The organism is Suipraeoptans intestinalis, assembly GCF_034091795.1.
Lineage (GTDB): Bacteria > Bacillota > Clostridia > Lachnospirales > Lachnospiraceae > Suipraeoptans > Suipraeoptans intestinalis.
This window is the reverse complement of the sequence record NZ_JAXFXH010000019.1, coordinates 64,013-82,591: the sequence shown is the minus strand read 5'-3', so window position 1 is coordinate 82,591 and position 18,579 is coordinate 64,013. Positions and strand designations below refer to the sequence as shown.

16 protein-coding genes are annotated in these 18,579 nt (G+C 49.9%); all 16 read right to left on the bottom strand.

Annotated elements, in window-relative coordinates; genetic code table 11:
• Positions 1-69 precede the first annotated feature (69 nt).
• The 16 genes from SOW26_RS06220 to mutL all read right to left on the bottom strand — a co-directional run bounded on the left by SOW26_RS06220 (position 70) and on the right by mutL (position 18,579).
• Positions 70-1,437, bottom strand: coding sequence for a biotin/lipoyl attachment domain-containing protein (locus tag SOW26_RS06220; protein ID WP_320652087.1), 1,368 nt, complete (start codon positions 1,435-1,437; stop codon positions 70-72).
• 45 nt (positions 1,438-1,482) lie between these two features.
• The gene (locus SOW26_RS06215) at positions 1,483-2,454 is read right to left on the bottom strand and encodes a D-alanyl-D-alanine carboxypeptidase family protein (protein ID WP_320652086.1); all 972 of its coding nucleotides are present in this window, start codon (positions 2,452-2,454) and stop codon (positions 1,483-1,485) included.
• Positions 2,438-2,833, bottom strand: coding sequence for a methylglyoxal synthase (gene mgsA, locus SOW26_RS06210; protein WP_154475425.1), 396 nt, complete (start codon positions 2,831-2,833; stop codon positions 2,438-2,440). Before mgsA ends, SOW26_RS06215 begins: the two co-directional genes overlap by 17 nt.
• A gap of 15 nt (positions 2,834-2,848) precedes the next feature.
• Positions 2,849-3,982: an FtsW/RodA/SpoVE family cell cycle protein gene (locus SOW26_RS06205; RefSeq protein WP_330683591.1), complete on the bottom strand. Its 1,134-nt coding sequence runs from the start codon at positions 3,980-3,982 to the stop codon at positions 2,849-2,851.
• Positions 3,927-4,745: an AAA family ATPase gene (locus SOW26_RS06200; protein WP_154475423.1), complete on the bottom strand. Its 819-nt coding sequence runs from the start codon at positions 4,743-4,745 to the stop codon at positions 3,927-3,929. The genes SOW26_RS06205 and SOW26_RS06200 overlap by 56 nt, the downstream gene beginning before the upstream one ends.
• Before the next feature lie 10 nt (positions 4,746-4,755).
• Entirely contained in the window at positions 4,756-7,692 is a 2,937-nt protein-coding gene (locus SOW26_RS06195; protein ID WP_276959669.1) for a penicillin-binding transpeptidase domain-containing protein, read from the bottom strand.
• Complete coding sequence (gene mreD, locus SOW26_RS06190; RefSeq protein WP_276959671.1) at positions 7,685-8,203, bottom strand: rod shape-determining protein MreD; 519 nt, start codon at positions 8,201-8,203, stop codon at positions 7,685-7,687. Before mreD ends, SOW26_RS06195 begins: the two co-directional genes overlap by 8 nt.
• Positions 8,200-9,081 carry a rod shape-determining protein MreC gene (gene mreC, locus SOW26_RS06185; protein WP_320652085.1) on the bottom strand — a complete coding sequence of 294 codons (882 nt, stop codon included), beginning with the start codon at positions 9,079-9,081 and terminating at the stop codon, positions 8,200-8,202. The genes mreD and mreC overlap by 4 nt, the downstream gene beginning before the upstream one ends.
• Before the next feature lies 1 nt (position 9,082).
• On the bottom strand, positions 9,083-10,105 hold the full coding sequence (locus SOW26_RS06180; RefSeq protein ID WP_154475417.1) for a rod shape-determining protein: 1,023 nt from the start codon (positions 10,103-10,105) through the stop codon (positions 9,083-9,085).
• A 90-nt stretch (positions 10,106-10,195) separates the two neighbouring features.
• Complete coding sequence (gene radC / locus SOW26_RS06175) at positions 10,196-10,870, bottom strand: RadC family protein (protein WP_276959186.1); 675 nt, start codon at positions 10,868-10,870, stop codon at positions 10,196-10,198.
• 39 nt (positions 10,871-10,909) lie between these two features.
• Positions 10,910-11,170 (bottom strand): DUF4321 domain-containing protein, encoded by a 261-nt coding sequence (locus tag SOW26_RS06170; protein WP_320652084.1) that lies wholly within the window; start codon positions 11,168-11,170, stop codon positions 10,910-10,912.
• 140 nt (positions 11,171-11,310) lie between these two features.
• Positions 11,311-12,963 carry an NAD(P)/FAD-dependent oxidoreductase gene (locus tag SOW26_RS06165; RefSeq protein WP_320652083.1) on the bottom strand — a complete coding sequence of 551 codons (1,653 nt, stop codon included), beginning with the start codon at positions 12,961-12,963 and terminating at the stop codon, positions 11,311-11,313.
• Positions 12,960-14,240, bottom strand: a complete 1,281-nt coding sequence (locus SOW26_RS06160; protein ID WP_320652082.1) for an aminoacetone oxidase family FAD-binding enzyme — start codon at positions 14,238-14,240, stop codon at positions 12,960-12,962. The genes SOW26_RS06165 and SOW26_RS06160 overlap by 4 nt, the downstream gene beginning before the upstream one ends.
• 30 nt (positions 14,241-14,270) lie before the next feature.
• On the bottom strand, positions 14,271-15,554 hold the full coding sequence (locus SOW26_RS06155) for a methionine gamma-lyase family protein (protein ID WP_320652081.1): 1,284 nt from the start codon (positions 15,552-15,554) through the stop codon (positions 14,271-14,273).
• Positions 15,555-15,564: 10 nt separating this feature from the next.
• On the bottom strand, positions 15,565-16,506 hold the full coding sequence (gene miaA, locus SOW26_RS06150) for a tRNA (adenosine(37)-N6)-dimethylallyltransferase MiaA (RefSeq protein ID WP_276959195.1): 942 nt from the start codon (positions 16,504-16,506) through the stop codon (positions 15,565-15,567).
• A 3-nt stretch (positions 16,507-16,509) separates the two neighbouring features.
• Positions 16,510-18,579 carry a DNA mismatch repair endonuclease MutL gene (mutL, locus tag SOW26_RS06145; RefSeq protein WP_320652080.1) on the bottom strand — a complete coding sequence of 690 codons (2,070 nt, stop codon included), beginning with the start codon at positions 18,577-18,579 and terminating at the stop codon, positions 16,510-16,512.

Sequence of the window (18,579 nt, the reverse complement as noted above, 5' to 3'; positions counted from 1 at the left end):
TCTTTCCCGTCCGATCTTTCTTTTCGGAGTTTTCAATCGCTCTTTTCTGCCTGAAAATCATTTTTCCCTCTAGAAGATCACCTTGTTTTCTTTCATATCTTTTCCGTGTAGTGCAATATGGTCATAGTTGGAGAGTCCATGAAGAGTGGTCGGCTCAACGATATAATAGTCCTCACTCTCACACAGAACCTTCACCTGACGAAAAGACGCATACCCTCTGTTTACATTATACACGCCGGTAAGAAGCTCTGTTTCTTTCAGCGTAAACGTGTCAGAGGAGTCTGGTTTTTTCAAAACATCTCCCTTATCGAACAGATCGGAGTCGATATAGATCTTGCCCGCCTCTTCATCTGCGTAATAACTGCCGGCAGGAATAAATTTTACAGAATCTTTTCCAATATCCTTTAACACCCCGCTTAGCTGACTGTTACCTCCCTGCGTCAGATAATCTCTTGGTATGGCATAATAGGTCTTTTTGGTAACGGCAGACTTGGGAACTTTCAGTCCTGTTTCATCTTCCAGGATCAGGTCTATGTTCAGATACCGTTCTTTTGCGTAAGCTACCATGGATGTGTCAAAGTTTAAGATCCCTGTCACGCCGTCTTTCTTTTCCTGTACTTTGACCCTGGCCCACATGGTCTGTCCGTCTGCTGAAAACCGAACCTTCACATAGGAACGTTCTTTTAACTCCTTCGCCATCTTTTTATCCAGAGGAATGCAGACCTTCCAGTCGTCATCCTTTACCAGCTTGTAAACGGCGTTGCCCGCTTTCACGGAAGTATTGTCCTTTAAAATCTCTGCCTGATATTTTTCTTTGGACAACATTTCTTTTGACAGGTTATCTTCTGATATGTCTTCATATCCGTCTGTAGAATAAAGAATGATCCCATCGGAGGTCGCCGTATAAGTCTTAAGTGCCTCCGTCTCCGCCATTGCATCCAGCTGCGCCTGACGGCTCAAACTTGATTGATCTGTCAGCAATGTGGTCAGCTGGTCCTTCAGGGTGTAGACGTCCGAAAATTTCTCCGGTTTGAAACTATTCCCAAATTCCTGCACTTTCATAAAGACAGAATATTGTTCTTCCCTGCTGAGGCTTTGTGACTCACTTTGAGGCTGTTCAAACTGAAGCTTATGTTCTGACAGAGCATACACCTTTGTCTTCACGCCCACCTTGCTCCCCTCCGGGATCAGATAGTTAACGTACCCGTCCTCGCCTGTCTGGACTACCTCTTCCTGTCGTAACACAAGTCCCGTGTAGGACACTTCCTTCAAGATCGATCCCATTCGGACCTCATAGGTGGAAACCGACCGGTTGGTAAGAGAACCCAATATGATGATGATAAGATATACAAAGACGATCCCAAAAATCAGAACGCCGATATTTAAATTCCATTTTCGTTTATAGACCTGGATATTGGTCATATTATTTTTTGCCAAGTAGATGCCTCCCGCCTTTTACTCAGGAAAAGTCTTTCAAAACATTTAAGGGGAAATCTGTTCTATCAGAGCCGACATATCCTGATACAAAAGCTCCTTTGTCTTTGCCCCCATAACAACAGAAACGTAAGGTGTCCCGTCGTTTGCATACTCCAACAGGATCAGGCAGTTGCCCGCCTCGTCCGTAGTGCCGGTCTTTCCTCCTGCAATGACAGCCGTCTGTGGGGATGCGACCAGACCTCTGGCATAGTAATTGGTCGGTTCCCAGGATACCTGACGAACACTCCCATCTCTTCCGGTAATGGATGCAGTATACATAGGCATCCGGATGATGTTCACAAACGCCTCCTGCCGGATGCATGCGTGAAAGATCAGATACAGGTCATACGCTGTTGTGTAGTGCTCATCGTCATGCAGTCCGCTGGGATTTGTAAAATGCGTATCCGTTGCCAGAAGCTCTGCCGCTTTCTGGTTCATCATATCCACGAATTTCTCTTCCGTACCGCCGATATGCTCTGCAACGGCTACTGCACTGTCATTCCCGGAATGAAGCAAAAGCCCGCAAAGGAGGGCTTCCAGTGACAATCTGTCTCCCTCCTGCAGTCCACAGACCTGCGCATAGGAAGGAAAGCTGGACGCCGCCCCGTTTCGGGATACGGTAACCGTATCCTGAAGATTACCATGCTCCAACGCTACAAGAGCCGTCAGTATCTTGGTAACGCTGGCCGGATAGAGTTGTTTGTAAACCTGGAAAGCGTGGAGGGTCTCTTTCGTCCCTTCATTGAAAAGAGCGGAAGAATCCGCCCCACTCAGCCCCCAGTCCTGCTGCTTTTTCTCTTCCTTGGGCACCACGCACAGATCGTCGCTGTACAGACTATTTACATATGTACGCTTTTCGTATTCCTTTGTCTCATAATGCTCTACTACACTCTGAAATCCTGAAAATCTGCATCCGCTTCCCAGCAGGACAACAAATGCCAGCACAAGGAACACTCCCGTTTTATTTGTACATTTCACGCCAGTCCAAATCTCCTCTGTCAATCGCTAAAATAATCAGTTCTGCTGTAGCCAGGTTTGTCGCCATGGGAATATTGTAGGTGTCACAAAGCCGGATCACATCATTCACATCCGGATCATGTGGCTTTGGGTTGGCCGGCTCCCGCAGGAAGATCAGTGCGTCGATGTCATTCTGCGCAATCTGGGCGCCCAGCTGCTGCTTTCCGCCCAAAGGACCTGCCAGATACTTGTGGATGCTGAGATTGGTCACTTCCTCGATCAGTCGTCCTGTAGTTCCTGTTGCATAAAGACTATGTTTATTTAGGATCCCTCTGTACGCAATGCAAAAATTCTGCATCAACGTTTTCTTGGAATCGTGAGCAATTAAACCGATGTTCATCTCTTTTATCTCCTCTTACTGATATTTTTGGGGCTGTAATCCGACATTCAGAACAAACCCGATGCCGATATATAAACTTACAAGAGAAGTAAGCCCGTAGCTTACAAAAGGAAGCGGTACGCCCGTATTGGGCAAAAGCTTCGTGGCAACGCCAATGTTGATGAAGCTTTGTATCCCAATCAGGCCTCCTACCCCGCAGCAGATGATCCTGCCCGCCATGTCTTTTGCACGCATTCCCACTAACATGCATTGTATCACAATTAATAAGAGTAACGCAATAACTATACAGCTGCCTATAAATCCCAGTTCCTCCCCCACGATCGCAAAAATAAAGTCCGTCTGAGGTTCCGATATGAAATTTCCGTTTTTTACCGAAGTCGTCGTATTGTTGTCCAGTCCCTTGCCGGAAAGCTGTCCGGATCCGATGGCCATAACAGAATTTTTTTGCTGATAGGCCTCGTCACTGGCGTATTTCTCCGGTTCAATAAAGGCTAAAATCCGCTTCTGTTGATAAGGCTTCAGGATCTTCTGGTTGGGCTGCACCACAATGCTCAGAAAAATAATGGTCAGCGGGATCAGTATCAGCAGGACAGTTCCGATGAATCTGTAATGAAGTCCTCCCACATAGATCATCAGACACAGCGTAAGAGCTGTACAGATGGTAGTGGACAGATTCGGCTCCACCACGATCAAAGCCAAGGGCACTCCGCATAACAGAGCGTATTTGATCAGAGTAAATCTACCACTGATATCTTCCTCGTGTTCCATGATAAATTTGGCAAAAAACAGGATCAAAAGGATCTTGGAAAGTTCCGACGGCTGAAAGGTGGTAAATCCCAGGTTGATCCACCGGGTTGCTCCATTTACATTTTCACCGATGACCAGAACGGCTCCCAGCATCACGATCACAGTCCCGTAGAGAAGCCAGTAAAAATTCAGTACCCACTCATAGTCCACCAGGGAGACCACCAGCATGACAAGGATCCCCAGGATCATACCTGCCAGCTGCTTGTTCTGGAAGGAAGCTCTTGCACTTCCCACCACCAAAACGCCGATCACAGAAAGGAGGATCACCAGGATCACCAGACTGAATCTATAATTTTTTATTTGATAAGGCTTCGTAAATCTTCTGGATAAATGAATTCTCACGTTTTTTCTCCTTTACATCCGGCCTTGGGATCCTGCCCAGCTTTCTTTCTCCATAGGGCTCCGCCAGATATTCTCCGATAGTTTTACAAAGGGCAAGGGATTTTGTTTCTATCTCCCACAGACCGTCTCCTTTTTGGAACTGCTCCCGGATCTTGTCCTCCTGCGGAAGAAACCCTACAATCTCAGGGGAAACCAGGTCCTTCCATTCTCCCTCTTCATATCCTTTCGGCATTCTCGAAGGAATCTGATTCAGGATCATGCTCTGCTCTCTTCGCCCCCATCCGGCACAGGCTGCACTCATTTTATCCGCCGCCCTCAAGGAGAGCGGTTCCAACAGGCTGACCAGCAGTACTTCTCTGCAGGATCTGGCACAGAGTTCGGCGCCCTTTCCAATTCCGGCAGGGCCGTCCAGAAAAATCCAGTCATATGCTTCTTCCATGTCTTTTAGCAGTACTTCCAGCTTCTTTTCCTCCAGATCCTTCCATGTCTTTGTCTGAGGAGCTGCCAAAAGCTTCAGCTTTGGACAGTTCGGGTGGGGCAGCGCGGCCTCCCGAATGTCTGTTTTTCCTTCGCATACATCCAGCACGTGATGCAGGATGGGCGTCGTAATTCCCAGCGCCATCTCCAGTCCCCGGAGGCCAAAATCCATATCGATACACAGGACTGTTTTTCCCTCTTCCGCCAGAGCCCGGGAAAGCATTGCGGTTACAAACGTCTTCCCTGTTCCGCCTTTTCCGGACAACACTGCCACTGTCTTTCCCATATCCTTCTCCTTAATCTGTTACGATAATGTCGCTGCTTACATTGAAAGCCTTTCCCGTCAGGATCTCCGAAGGATCCGTCAGATGGTAGTAATACTCCAGCACATATTTTCCAATTTCCACCGCATGGGTAGAGCCATATCCGTTGGCGATCCGGATGGAAAAGGCGATCTTGGGATCGTCGCTGGGGGCGTAGCCTGCAAACAGAGAATGGTCTGCATGTGTTCTGCTCTGCTGTGCCGTTCCCGTTTTTCCTGATACAGACACTCCGCTGCCATTGATCTTAGAGAAGGTCGTGGCATAAGTACTGGTCACTACCTGACGCATTCCGCTTTGCACTGCATTCCATGTAGTATCTGCCACGTTGGTCGCCTGTTTCTTCACCTTCGGCTGATATTCTTTGATCAGCTCTCCTTTAGAGGACGTCTCCTTCTGCAGCAGAGTCAGGTCGTACAGGTTCCCTTTATTTGCCATCGTCGCCATATATCTGGCCAGCTGGCTGGTGGTGTAATTATTGGTTCCCTGGCCGATGGCAGAAAGAATGGAGTATTCGTCTGAAATCTGAGGTTCTGATTCCGGTATCTCTATTCCGCTGGTACTTCCCAGGCCAAATTCTTCCGCATATTTTTTCAGGATGTCTGTCCCTTTCCGACTGGAAAAAGAACTGGTTCCGTCTGTCGTCCGGTTTCCTCCCGTCTGACCGGATGCGGTCCCGTCTGCTTTCTGCAGGCTCATCTGATAGCCCAGTTCATAGAAAAAAATGTTGCAGGAATGGGCGATGGCGCCTTCCACATTCAGTGGTCCGTGGGCTCCGGGATAGATCCAGCACTTGGGACTTGGCTCCACCCGGTCAAAGCTGCCGGTACAGTTTACGTAGGTATTCAGATCAATGATCCCTTCCGTCAGTCCCGCCACAGCAGTCAGCGGCTTATATACCGATCCCGGCGCCGTGCGCTCCTGCGTGGCGTTGTTGTAGAACGGACGGGATTTGTCCATTACCAGCTTGTTGTAATAGTTGGAATCCATCGTATTGACCAGCCGGTTGTTGTCGTATCCCGGATAGGATACACTGGCCAGCACCTGTCCGGATCCGGGGTCCGTTACCACCATAGAACCGGTGCAGGGCTCCAGCGCCAGCTGTCCCGGCGTCAGTTCCAGGTTCTCGATCTTGCTCATGATAAAGCTGTACGCATCCACGCTTCCGGCCTTCAGTCCTTCGTAAGATCCCGCATCCTCCTGCAGGATCCCCTGTTCAAACAGAGCCATACAAAGCTGCCTGCCTGTAACAGAACCGCCAACGATCAGATACTTGTACAGGATCTTGTCAAACTCAGAATCGGAAGACAGCTGATCCAGTCCGTATTCGATCATGGCGTTGTACAGCTCTTCCGAGCTGGAATAGGTGTGCCCTCCTTTTACATACTCCCGCAAAAGAGAGGTATCGATCCAGTTCTGTGACAGGGCGTGCTGGAGAAAGGTGTACGCATTGATGCTTCCATCCTTTTTCCAGTTTTTGTATCCCGCATCTCCCTTATCTATCCGGTTTTTCATCAGAGAAGAGCTCAGCACATGGTTCACCAGATAATTCATATATGCCTGCTCTTCCTTCCCCAGATTGGTCAGCGCCGGGGCCTGCGGATCCTGCAGAGACTTTTTCAGGCTTTCTTTTACCGCCTCTTTTCTTTCCAGAAAGACTGCCTCTATTTCTTTTTCGCCTTCCCTGGCGTCCTCCGCCGAAAAATGCTTCATATCCAGGATGTCGTTGTTGACCAGCGTATGGTACACATCTGTGATGGGAATGATCACGTCATTTCCTTCCTGCACCGTTTCCCTGTCATAATCCGCTATATTTTTGATCTTGGAAATCAGGATCCCCGCCAGTTCCTGCTCTATCACATGATAAGCGACTTTTTGCAGGTCTGCATCTATCGTAAGGTAAAGGTTGTTTCCGGCCTTCGGATTCTTGCCTTTTGCCGTTTCGATCACCTTTCCCACACTGTTGACATAAAGCTTCTCTTCTCCCTTTTCACCCTGAAGCACACTGTCCATCGTCTTTTCGATCCCGGCTTTCCCGATGGTATCCGTCTTGTCGTAGGCCTCCTGCTCTTCCTTGCTTAACGCATCATACTCTTCGGTAGAAATCTGTCCGGTGTAGCCGATCACGTTGGCAAAGCAGACACTGTCTGTATAACGCCGCAGAGACTCTTCCTCTATGCTGACCCCCTGCAGACTGTCCAGATTTTCCATAATGTCTGCTACCGTCTCATCACTGACATCATCGGCGATGGTGGTGGCGATATATTTCTGGTAGCTGTTCAGGGAAATGGCATACCGAATGTTGACCAGCTTCAATACCTCTGCAGGAGACAGCTTCTTTTGGTCGATGCCATAGCCGCTGATCTTATCCGTGCAAAGATAGTCGATTACGTCCTTCGCCGAGGCATTTTGCTGCTTTTCGGACAGCTGATCGATCGTCCTTTTTCCATAAACATCCGCAATAAAACGCATCCGTGCCGTTTCATTTTTTTCCATGAACCGATATTCCTGATTGGAATCCAGGATGATCCCGAAATTGTTGATCACAGAGTCGCCGTTGCCCTCCACCATCCGGATCACTTTGGTAACCACCTTGTTGATCTCCTTGTTTTTCTGGGTCAGACTCTCATAATCTCCGTTGTCCTCTATCATGACGGCGTAGGCCAGCTCATTGTAGGCCAGAAGCTTTCCGTTCCTGTCGTAAATATTTCCTCTGGTTCCTTCTACGCTTCTCGTCTTCTGGATCTGAAGTTTGTAATCGTCAAAATACTCCTGTCCTTTTACGATCTGCAGATAAAACACCCGCTGTACCAGAATCCCTGACATGACGCAAAATAAAAGGACTACCACAAAGACCCTTGACTGTACCAATTCAAATATGCCGGACTTGATCCGTTCCCATAAATTATACAAATCTGCTTGCACTCCTTTGCTCTTCTGCTTCCAGCTTTTTGTTGATCTTCAGGACCACCTGGTAGACTACCAGTGTGACCAAAACGGTATAGATCAGCTCCGGCAGGATAATGTGGCTGAAATAGTTATAAAATGCAAAATCACCCTTGAGCAGATGAAAGCCGACATAATTTGCGAACCCATAAAGCAGCTCGCTGGCTCCTATCAAAACAAGGGGTAATTTGATATCGTCGTCGTAAAAAAGGCGGCGGAACATTCCGTTGCCATACCCGATCACAGAAAAGATCAGCATCTGTAACCCCAGCATGCCGCCCCACAGCACATCTACAAACACTCCGCAGACCAGCCCCACCCAAAGGCCTTCTTTCTTTCCCCGCATAAACCCGAAAGAAGACGTCAGGATGATCAGAAGATTTGGCTTGATCCCTGCAAAGGAAAGATGGGAAAACAGCGTGCTTTCCAGAAGGAAGGCAAGAACGATCAGACCCAAGATAATCCCTTTCCGTTTCAATTTCCCGCCTCCTTTTCTTTCTCACTGTCCTTCAGCAGATCCTGTTTGGTGGAAGTGATCACCAGAACCTCCTGCAGACGGCTGAAATCCACGGCGGGCGTAATGTACCCGGATCTGGTCAGATTGTTGGCGTCCACTTTGATCTCACTGATATATCCGATGAACAGTCCCTGCAGAAAGCGATTGCTCACATGAGAAGTCACCACCTGCTCTCCCACCTCGACCGGATGGTCATTGTTGGGAAGCTTTTCAAACCGGATCCTGCCGTCCGCCATCAGCTTCAGATCTCCTCTTACCACACAAAGATCTGACGTAGACAAGATCATGGCGCTGATATTGCTGGCGTCATCGATCACAGAGCGTACTCTGGCATAATCCGGTCCTACCTCCGTCACGATACCCGCCAGTCCGCTTCCTGCCAAAACATTGGAATTTACCTGCACTCCGTCGTTGGTCCCTTTATCAATGGTGAAGTCGTTGAACCAGTTGCTTCCGTTGTTGGCGATCACATGGGCTCCCGTTTTTTTATAATCGGAATAATTTTCATCCAGCTGGTATAACTGCCTGAGCCGTTCCAGCTCGTATTGCTCCTGCCGCAGATAGGTGTTGTCTATTGTCAGCTTGTCCACCTTGGACTGCAGCACCTCATTTTCCTTTTTCATTTCCTTCAGCGTCTGGAAATTGTCCGATACGTCGCTCATAAAGCCGCCCACAAAGCTGATCCCCTTCTGCATGGGGATCACCGTATAGTTGGCCACGAAGCGAAGGGGGCCTTTCCCGCCTGTGAAGGCTTCTATCACAAGCAGGATCACACAGCAAAACGCCACCAGGATCATCCAGTATTTACTTGGAAGGGAAGAATGTCTTCTGGTCTTCATCTTATCTCATCCACCTATAATTTTCATCTAACATAGAATATGCAAGTTCTCTCAGTTCCTTCGATACAATGATCTTTTTCAGTCCATTGACGGCACAGATATCCGGATCCAGCGCCGTGCGGGTCTTGATCCCTACCATCTCTTCTATATAGGTCTCAAACCCCTGCACATGTGACAGTCCGCCTGTCAGGAAAATCCCATTGTCCCTGATGGCCTTTCTTACTTCCGGAGGGGTCCGGTCGATCAAAGAAGTGATCTCTTTGACACACTGGAACAGAGCATCCTTCATGGCTGCACGGACAATCTGGATGGAGATGGATTTCTGCGTGGGAACTCCCGTGATCAGATCTCTTCCGGCTACCGGGATCACTCTGTCCGCCTCATCGGTAAAAATCCCAAAGCTTTTCCGGAGTTTTTCCGCCGTCAGCCGTCCCACCAGAAAGTCATGGCTGTGCCGGATCAGGCTGATGACCGCATGGTCGTAGGTGGCTCCCCCGATCTTCAGGAGGCGGTTCAGAACCATCCCGCCGCCTGCCAAAACAGATATTTCCGTCGTCTCCGCTCCGAAATTTACGATCATAACGCCTTTGGTATTGGCCACATCCAGATTCAGTCCCACTGCATCCGCAATGGCGCGCTCCACGATATTAACTTCCCTTGCCCTTGCCGTTGAATGGATGACCAGGTCAAAAAAAGCCTTTTTTTCCACCTCTGTCACGTCAGTGGGAACGGCGATCACATACTGGGATCCTCTTACCAGCTGCCGGTCTTTTTTCAGAAGATGTTTCAGAAGGTTCTGCATATCGTTGAACCGGGAAATCACGCCTCCTTTCATGGGAAAAGTGATCTCGATATCTCCGGGAACCTTTCCCTGCATATGATAGGCTTCTTCTCCCACCGCAAAGATCTCCTGCCCGTTTCTTCTTGCAAGAACATTTTTTTCTTTCCAGATGGTATCTTTCTGTTTGTCATATACTTTTATTTCATAGGATCCTAAATCCAGTCCATAGGTGTTTCTGGCCATTACGTTCTATCCTCATCTTCCTTTTCCAGAAGTTTTCTTTCTCTTTTTCCAACCGTTTTCACCGCCATTTCCCTCTGTTTCAGACAGCCTTTACAGTAGCTTCTGCTCACAAAAGCTGAGGTAGCGGTTATTCCCGATAATGATGTGATCCAGAAGGTCTATTCCGATCAAAGCCCCCGCTTTTTTGATCCGTTCGGTTACCAGAAGGTCCTCTCTGCTTGGAGTCACCTCTCCGCTGGGATGATTATGTAGCAAAATGATGAACACGGCATTCTTTTCCAGCGCCTCGATAAACAGTTCCCGGGGCGTGACCACCGATGCGTTGACGGTACCTTTGGAAATGTCCGTTTCTCCCACCAGACGGGACTTTGCGTTCAGCATCAGAAGCTTCATGACCTCCTGTCTTTTGTGGCGCATTTCTTCCATGTAATATCCGGCGATGGATGCCGGTTTATCGAAGCTGACCCCTTCGCTGTAAGAAGCCTTGGACAGTCTTTTTGCCAGTTCTGCAATACAGGACAGCTGGATGGACTTGACTCTTCCGATCCCTCTGATCTTTCTCAGCCTGTTCAGCCGGAACTGGTGGAGTCCTAAAATCCCTATTCCTTCGCTGCCGCTCAGGATCCTCTGGGACAGAGTCAGCGCATTTTCTCCTTTGGTGCCGCTTCGCAAAAGGACGGCCAGAAGTTCCGTATCGCTTAAGGCTGCCGCTCCTTCTCTCTCACACTTTTCGTAGGGTCTTTCCCTTTCGGGTATCTGTTTCATAGTATAGATCATCTCTTTGTCAGATCCGCACGTTTTATCCTACAGGAAACGGTAGATAACAGCCGCTGCCACAATGCCCAGAAGACCGGCAATGGTGATCTTTATGGAAATCCCGAAAGTAACCGCCACGATCCCAAGATCCAGGGATACAGGCGCTTTCAGCCCAAAGGTCTGACCATATCCCAGCCAGCTAAGAGCCGGGATCCCTTCCGACAGACCCCCTAAAAATCCACCCAGCACGATCCCTGCCAATATCAGTAAAAACAGCGCCCAGACATTCTTTCCGGCTGCTCCTTTCATACCCTCTCCTCCTCACTTCTTCCTGAAAACTTTCTCTATTTTATCACACTTTAAAAAAAGTGTATAGGTGATTGCCGGAAGTATTTCCATAAGCATTTCTTAATTTTTTGTGTCCTTGTTTGGCAGGCCGGCATGCTTTTTCAGACCGGACTTTCCCCCGCCGGGGCTTTGTTTTTTATGATCGCCTCTGCCACCTTCATTCCGTCCATCGCCGCCGACATAATGCCTCCGGCAAATCCCGCTCCCTCTCCGCAGGGATAGATCCCCCTGGTACTGCTTTGAAGATCCACATCCCGCGGGATCCGTACCGGAGAGGAGGTCCTGCTTTCTACGGCTGAAAGCACGGCGTCTTTCTCCGCAAATCCGGGAAGCTTTTTGTCAAACCGGCGGATTCCTTCCTCCAGCGCCTCCGCCAGCTCTTTCGGAAAGATCTCCCTGACATTTCGCCACCGGTACTGTCCCTTTGTCTGCGGCAAAAAATGCCCGCCTTCCTCTGAGGAACGATTGTTGCAGAAATCCTCAAACCGCTGAACGGGAATCTTTCCCTCTGCCAAAGCAAACGCCCTTTCCTCCAGTTTCCGCTGGAATGCCATTCCTGCCAGAGGATTGGATTCCTCTCCAAAATCTTTCGGGGAAACGGTAACGATCACAGCGCTGTTGGCATTTTGTCCGTCTCTTTTGTGGTAACTCATTCCATTGACCGCCAGTCTGTTTTCCTCCGAGGAAGCATTTACCACATAGCCTCCCGGGCACATACAAAAAGTATACACCCCTCTTCCTTTTTCCGTCTGTGCGGTCAGTTTATAATCGGCGGCAGGAAGATAATCTCCTGCCTCTCTTCCGTACTGCGCATGATCGATCAGATTCTGAGGATGTTCCACCCTGACGCCCACTGCAAAGGATTTTGCTTCCATCACGATCCCTTCTTCCTGCAACATTTCAAAGGTGTCCCGGGCGCTGTGTCCCACTGCCAGTACCAGCGTATCCGTTTCCAGCATTTCCTGTTTCCCGGTTTTGGTGTGTTGGATCTCAACCGCTGTCAGCACAGGAGAGGTTCTTCCTTCCTGCCATGTTTTTTCCGTCCGAATCCCCGTCAGCTTGGCAGAAAACCAGACTTCTCCTCCCCAGGACAGAATCTTCTGCCTCATCTGTTTGACCACATGGCTCAGCACGTCCGTTCCGATATGCGGCTTATTGTCATACAGAATCTCCTTTGGTGCGCCGTGTCCGGTAAAAATTTCCAGAACTTTCCGTCCTCTTCCGGATTTGTCCTTCACAGAAGTATTTAGCTTTCCGTCGGAAAAAGTACCTGCACCGCCCTCTCCAAACTGTACATTGGACTCCCTGTCCAGTTTTCCCGTTTCCCAGAATAGATCCACCGTTTTTATTCTGGCATCCACATCCTCTCCTTTTTCCAAAATAATAGGACGGTAACCCTGCTGTGCCAGCAGATACCCGCAAAAAAGTCCTGCCGGTCCGCTTCCTGCGATCACCGGCCGGGATTTCATCGGGGTATCTCCCGATTTTGGAAGCTGGTATCCGGGAGAAGGGTTCAAAAAGGATACCTGCGCCTTTTGCTCCTTCCGGAAAGTGACTTCTTCCTCTCTTCGAACTTCGGCTTCAACAGTGTATACATATCTAAGCTCCGGCTTTTTCCTGGCGTCCAGGGACCTTCTTTTGATGGTAAGAGAAAGAAGGTCTTTTGGCGGGATCCGCAGGATCTTCACCACCTTTTCCTTCAGATCCTCCTCTGAATGGGGAATTTTCATTTTTAACTGTTGTATCTGGATCATATCTTTTTCCTTTTTCCGCTTTTTTCAAAATGTTCCCTGCTTTCCTTTTTCACCAGCGCTTTTGCCGCTGCATCTCCCGCAAGGAATCCGCTTGTCCATGCCCACTGCAGATTATATCCTCCGCACATTCCGTCGATATCCTGCAGTTCTCCTGTAATATAAAGTCCGGGATATTTCCTGGATTCCATCGTGTCCTCCCTGATCTCGGAAGTATCCGCTCCTCCTGCGCACACCTGCGCCCCTTCAAATCCCTTCGTTTTTTCCACCGTCAGCAGCGACGCCTTGCAGACCCGGATCAGCGCCTCCGTCTTTTCTCCGCTCCATTTTGCTATCCTTTCGGCCAGCGTAATGCCTGCCAGAAAGCACAGACTGGAAAGAAGCCTCTGATGAAACAATCCCAGAAGCAGATCCTCTGCCGTTGCCGTTTCTTCTTTTTTTCTGTTCCGGATCAGATTTCGGAATTCTTCTTCTGACCATTCCGGAAGCAGGTCCAGTTTTACCGTTACCGGTTTCCTTTCTGCCAGCCCTCTGGCGGCATAACGGCTGATCTGGAATACCGGAATTCCTGAAATACCGGTCTTGGTGATCTGTATCTCTCCTCTGTCCTCTCCTTGAAAGACGTTTGCACAGTACAGGGATACCTTTCCCTCCGTCCGTACTCCCGCCGCCCGAAAAAATGGGAATTTCCTGATTTCCAGCGGTACCAACGCCGGAACGGGGGGAACGATTCTGTGTCCCAGCTTCCTCAAAAGCTGAAATCCGCTTCCGTTACTTCCATGCACCGGAGAAGCACAGCCTCCCGTAGACAGGATCACACAATCTCCCCAAAACTCCTCCCCTGTGGTAAGAATCTGATAGCCTTTCCCTGCCTTTTTTACAGAGACGACAGAAAGCCCGGTATATACCCGAGCGCCCAGTCTTTGCAGTTCTTTTTGCAGCAGTAAAAGCACAGCCAGCGCCTGGTCGTTCCGGGGATATACATACTCTCCCCTGTCTTTCAAAGAAAGTCCCAGCAAGGAAAAAAACCGTTCCGTTTCCCGACAGCCAAACCGCTCCAGTCCCGCCTTTACAAAGGCAGGGTTTTCACCCCGGTAGAACGTCCAGTCCAGCTTCCGGTTGGTCAGGTTACACCTGCCGTTTCCCGTTGCAGGTATCTTTTTCCCAAGGGTTTCTTTTTGTTCCAACACTATCACTTCCATGTGGGGCGCTCTTCGCAGAGCAGAAATGGCAGCCGCCATCCCCGATGCGCCTCCTCCGACGATAATGATCCTCTTCATGTCTGCCTCCTGTCAATCCTGCGCCATCCTCTAGAGATCAACCAGCTGCCTGCGCGCCAGATATTCCAGGGACATCAGGATACCGAATTTGGCATGCTCCCAGGTCAGGCCTCCCTGGAAATACACAGCATAGGGTGGTTTTATAGGTCCATCGGCGCTCAGTTCGATAGAAGAGCCCTGTACAAATGCCCCCGCCGCCATGATCACGTCACTGTCATAGCCCGGCATTGCCCAGGGTTCCGGGGTCACATAGGAATCTACCGGTGCCGCTGCCTGGATTCCTTGACAAAAAGCCACTACACCCTCCGGACTTCCCAGCGTTACTGCCTGAATGATGTCGTGCCGTTCTTCTTTTCCGTCCGGAAGAACAAAAAAGCCCTGTTCCTCATAGATCCTTGCCGCAAATATAGCGCCCTTTAAAGCTCCGGCAGCCACAGTAGGGGCAAGAAACAGCCCCTGATAAAATGCCTGCATAACGCCAAGAGAAGGCCCTACCTCTTTTCCCAGTCCGGGAGCAGAAAGACGATAGGCACAGGCGTCTACCAGATCTTCTCTTCCTGCGATGTACCCCCCTACCGGAGCCAGACCGCCTCCCGGATTCTTGATCAGAGAGCCTACCACCAGATCAGCGCCCACTTCTCCCGGCTCTTTCACATCTACAAATTCGCCATAGCAGTTATCCACCATACAGATGATATCCGGCTTCAGTTCTTTTAAAAACCGGATCAGCTCTCCGATCTGCTCCACCGAAAAAGTAGGGCGCGTCTGGTATCCTTTGGAACGCTGGATGGCAGCCATCCGGGTCTTTGGCGTGATCGCCCGTCTGATGGCCTCATAATCAAACCCTCCCGTAGGAAGCAGATCCACCTGACGATAGCCGATCCCATATTCCGCCAGAGATCCCGGAGACGGGCGGATCCCGATCACTTCCTCCAGGGTATCATAGGGTTTGCCTGCCGGCGCCAGAAGGATATCCTGCGGTCTTAAAACAGCTCCCAGGGCGATTGCCAGCGCGTGTGTCCCGCAGGAAAGCTGCGGCCTTACCAGTGCGCTTTCTGTACGGAAAACAGAAGCATAAACCTTTTCCAGCACGTCCCTTCCGTGGTCGTTGTACCCATAGCCGCTGGTATATTGAAAGCAGGAGGCATCTACCCTGTGTTCCTGCATGGCCTTCAGGACTTTTAGCTGGTTATATTCCGCCCTTTCATCAATTTCCTGAAACCGCTCCTGAAGCTCTCCCTGGATCCTCTGTCCCAGCTGCCAGATCTCCCTGCGGATTCCCATCTCTTCATAAAGTTGCTTTGTTGTCTGCATCTTTTCGTTCTCACTTTCTATCCCAGTTCATGTATTGCAGTACCTGTTCCAATACCGCATCTTCCCTGTATCCCAACTCCGTCTTGTCCACCCAAATGACATCCGGTTCTCGCCGAAACCAGGTCAACTGTCTTTTGGCAAAATGTCTGGTATCCCTCTTGATTCGGTAAACAGCCTCCGAAAGGCTGCTGTTTCCTTCCAGGTAATCCAGGATCTCCTTGTATCCCAGGCCCTGCATCGACACCATTTCTTTGGTATAGCCCTGATCTCTCAGCGCCCTGACTTCCTCCACCAGGCCTGCTTCCACCATCCGGTCCACCCGCAGATCGATCCTTCGGTAAAGCTCTTCCCGCCTGGCATGCAGCACAATATACCGGAAATCATAAGGCGACTGCCGCTTCTTTTGCTCTGCATTGTGCCGGGAGATCTGTCTGCCTGTGGTAAGATAAAACTCCAGCGCCCGGATCACCCGTTTCACATTGTTGGGATGGATCGCCAGAGCCGATGCTTCATCCACCTGCCTCAGTCTGTCGTGCAGAACCTGATTTCCCTTCTCCCTCGCCTCTTTAAGAAGACTGCTTCGAATCTCTTCACTCTCTCCCGCCGCTTGGAAATCAATGTCATATAAAAGCGCCTGGATATAAAATCCGGTCCCCCCCACCAGAAGAGGGAGCCTGCCTCTGGCATAGATCTCTTCCATGGCCTTTTTCGCCATTTCCTGAAAACGTACCACATGGAATTCCTCATCCGGATCCAGCACGTCAATAAGATGGTGGGGAATTCCCTGCATCTCCTCCCGGGTGATCTTGGCCGATCCGATATTCATCTGTCTGTACACCTGCATGGAATCGGCGGAAATGATCTCCGCATCCAGCTTTTTTGCCAGGGAAATGGAAAGCTCCGTCTTTCCTACCGCCGTAGGCCCTGCAAGTACTACGAAAGGTTTTTTCATACGCTATACGATCCTTTTGAATTTCTTTTCCAGTTCCCGCTTGGACATTGCGATCAAAGTCGGTCGTCCGTGCGGACAATGATAGGGGTTTTCCAGGGTCAGAAGCTGATCCATCAGAGCGTCTGCCTCCTGGAAGGATAAGCGGTCATGTCCCTTTACAGCCGCCTTGCAGGACATGGATGCGATCTTTTCCTCCAAAAGCTCCGGTGAGATCTTCCGCTCCATTTCATCTGCCAGACCATCCAGTATCTGAAGAAGGAGCTCCTTTTTTGCGATCCCGGAAAGATTTGCCGGAACTCCCCGTACTGCAAAGGAATTCTGTCCAAAGGATTCGATCTCAAATCCCATTTTTTCAAACTGCCCCAGATGGGATTCCAAAACCTGCGCCTCCTGCATATCCAGGGTAAGGATAATGGGCGGCGCGATCATCTGGGAACAGGTCTCGCGGGTTTTTAACTGCTTCATCGTCTGTTCATACAGCACTCTCTCGTGGGCTGCATGCTGGTCGATGATATATAACTGCTCCTGAAATTCTACCATCCAGTAGGTATCAAAGGCCTGCCCGATCAGCCGGTACCCTGCTTTGGTTTCCCGCTTCAGAAGGTTTTCTCCGAAAAAGTCCAGCTGTTCCTCCGTTCCCTTTCCCGGACTTTCCCCGGCAGTCTCCCTCTTTTCTGCTATTTCTGCTGTTTCTGCTTCTTCCGACTTCGATGGTTCTCTTCCGTAGCGCACCTGCTCCCGGATCCTGTCCACCTGGGCGTCCGGGCGAAAAATCTGATCCAGCATCCCCACCTCAGCGGCGGAATTTTGCCTGTGATAGGATTCTACCCTCTCTCTCATTTTTCCCAGAAAATACTCCAGGTCTTTTTGTCCGCCCTTTTCAGGTAGGGAAGCATTTGGCATCCCTCCTGCCAAAGCAGACGGTTTTGGATCATTTTTTTCGGCGTCTCCGTTTGCCTCTGTTTCCGAAGGAAAGCCGGCAAATGCAACAGACCCGGTATCTCTTTTTTCCTGCTTGTCTGGCTGTTGTTTCTGGGAAGGATATCCGACGGGCGGCGTCTCCAACTCCACCTGTGGGATCAGCTCTTTTTCGTGCAGTGTCTTTGAAAGCGCCTCAAACACAGTTCCATAGACCTCCTGATGGCTGCTGAACCGTACTTCCATCTTGGAGGGATGAACGTTGACATCTACCTTTTGGGTATCTACCGCAAGATGCAATACTACAAAGGGGTATTTGTGCTGCATGGTGAAATCCTTGTAGGCATCTTCAATGGCCTTTGACAAAATCCCGTTTTTAATATACCTGTGATTGATAAAATAGGTTTCGTAATTCCTGTTTCCCCTGGAAATCAGCGGTTTCCCAATATATCCTTCTATCCGCATCCCTCCCGCTTCCCGGCACACCTCCATGAGATTGGATGCGATCTCTCTGCCATATATGTGATAAATGATATCCTTTATACTTCCGTTGCCCGACGTCTGAAGTCTGGTCTGCCCGCCGTTGATAAAACGAAAGGCGATCTTTGGATGGGAAAGCGCCATCCGGGTCATCAGATCCCCGATATGCCCTGCTTCCGTCATGGCTGTCTTCAGAAATTTGCGCCTTGCCGGCGTATTGTAAAACAGATGCCGAATAAAAAAAGTGGTGCCGTCTTTTGCTCCGATCTCTTCTGTTTCTCCCGGCACGCCTCCTGCGATCTCATATCGGATCCCCACCGGCGCTTCCGGCGTCTTCGTCCTTACCTCCACCTTTGCAACGGCGGCGATACTGGACAGGGCTTCCCCCCGAAATCCCAGAGAGGTCAGGTGGGACAGATCCTCTGCCCTGTCGATCTTACTGGTAGCGTGGCGCAGAAACGCCCGAGGGATCTGATCCTTCTCCATTCCGCATCCGTTGTCCGTGACGCGGATCAGAGCGATCCCTCCCTCCTCGATTTCTACCGTAATCTCATCGGCCCCGGCATCAATGGCATTTTCCACCAGTTCCTTCACGATGGAGGCCGGTCTTTCTACCACCTCCCCGGCTGCGATCTTATCTATGGTTGCCGGATCCAGTACTCTAATTTCATTCAT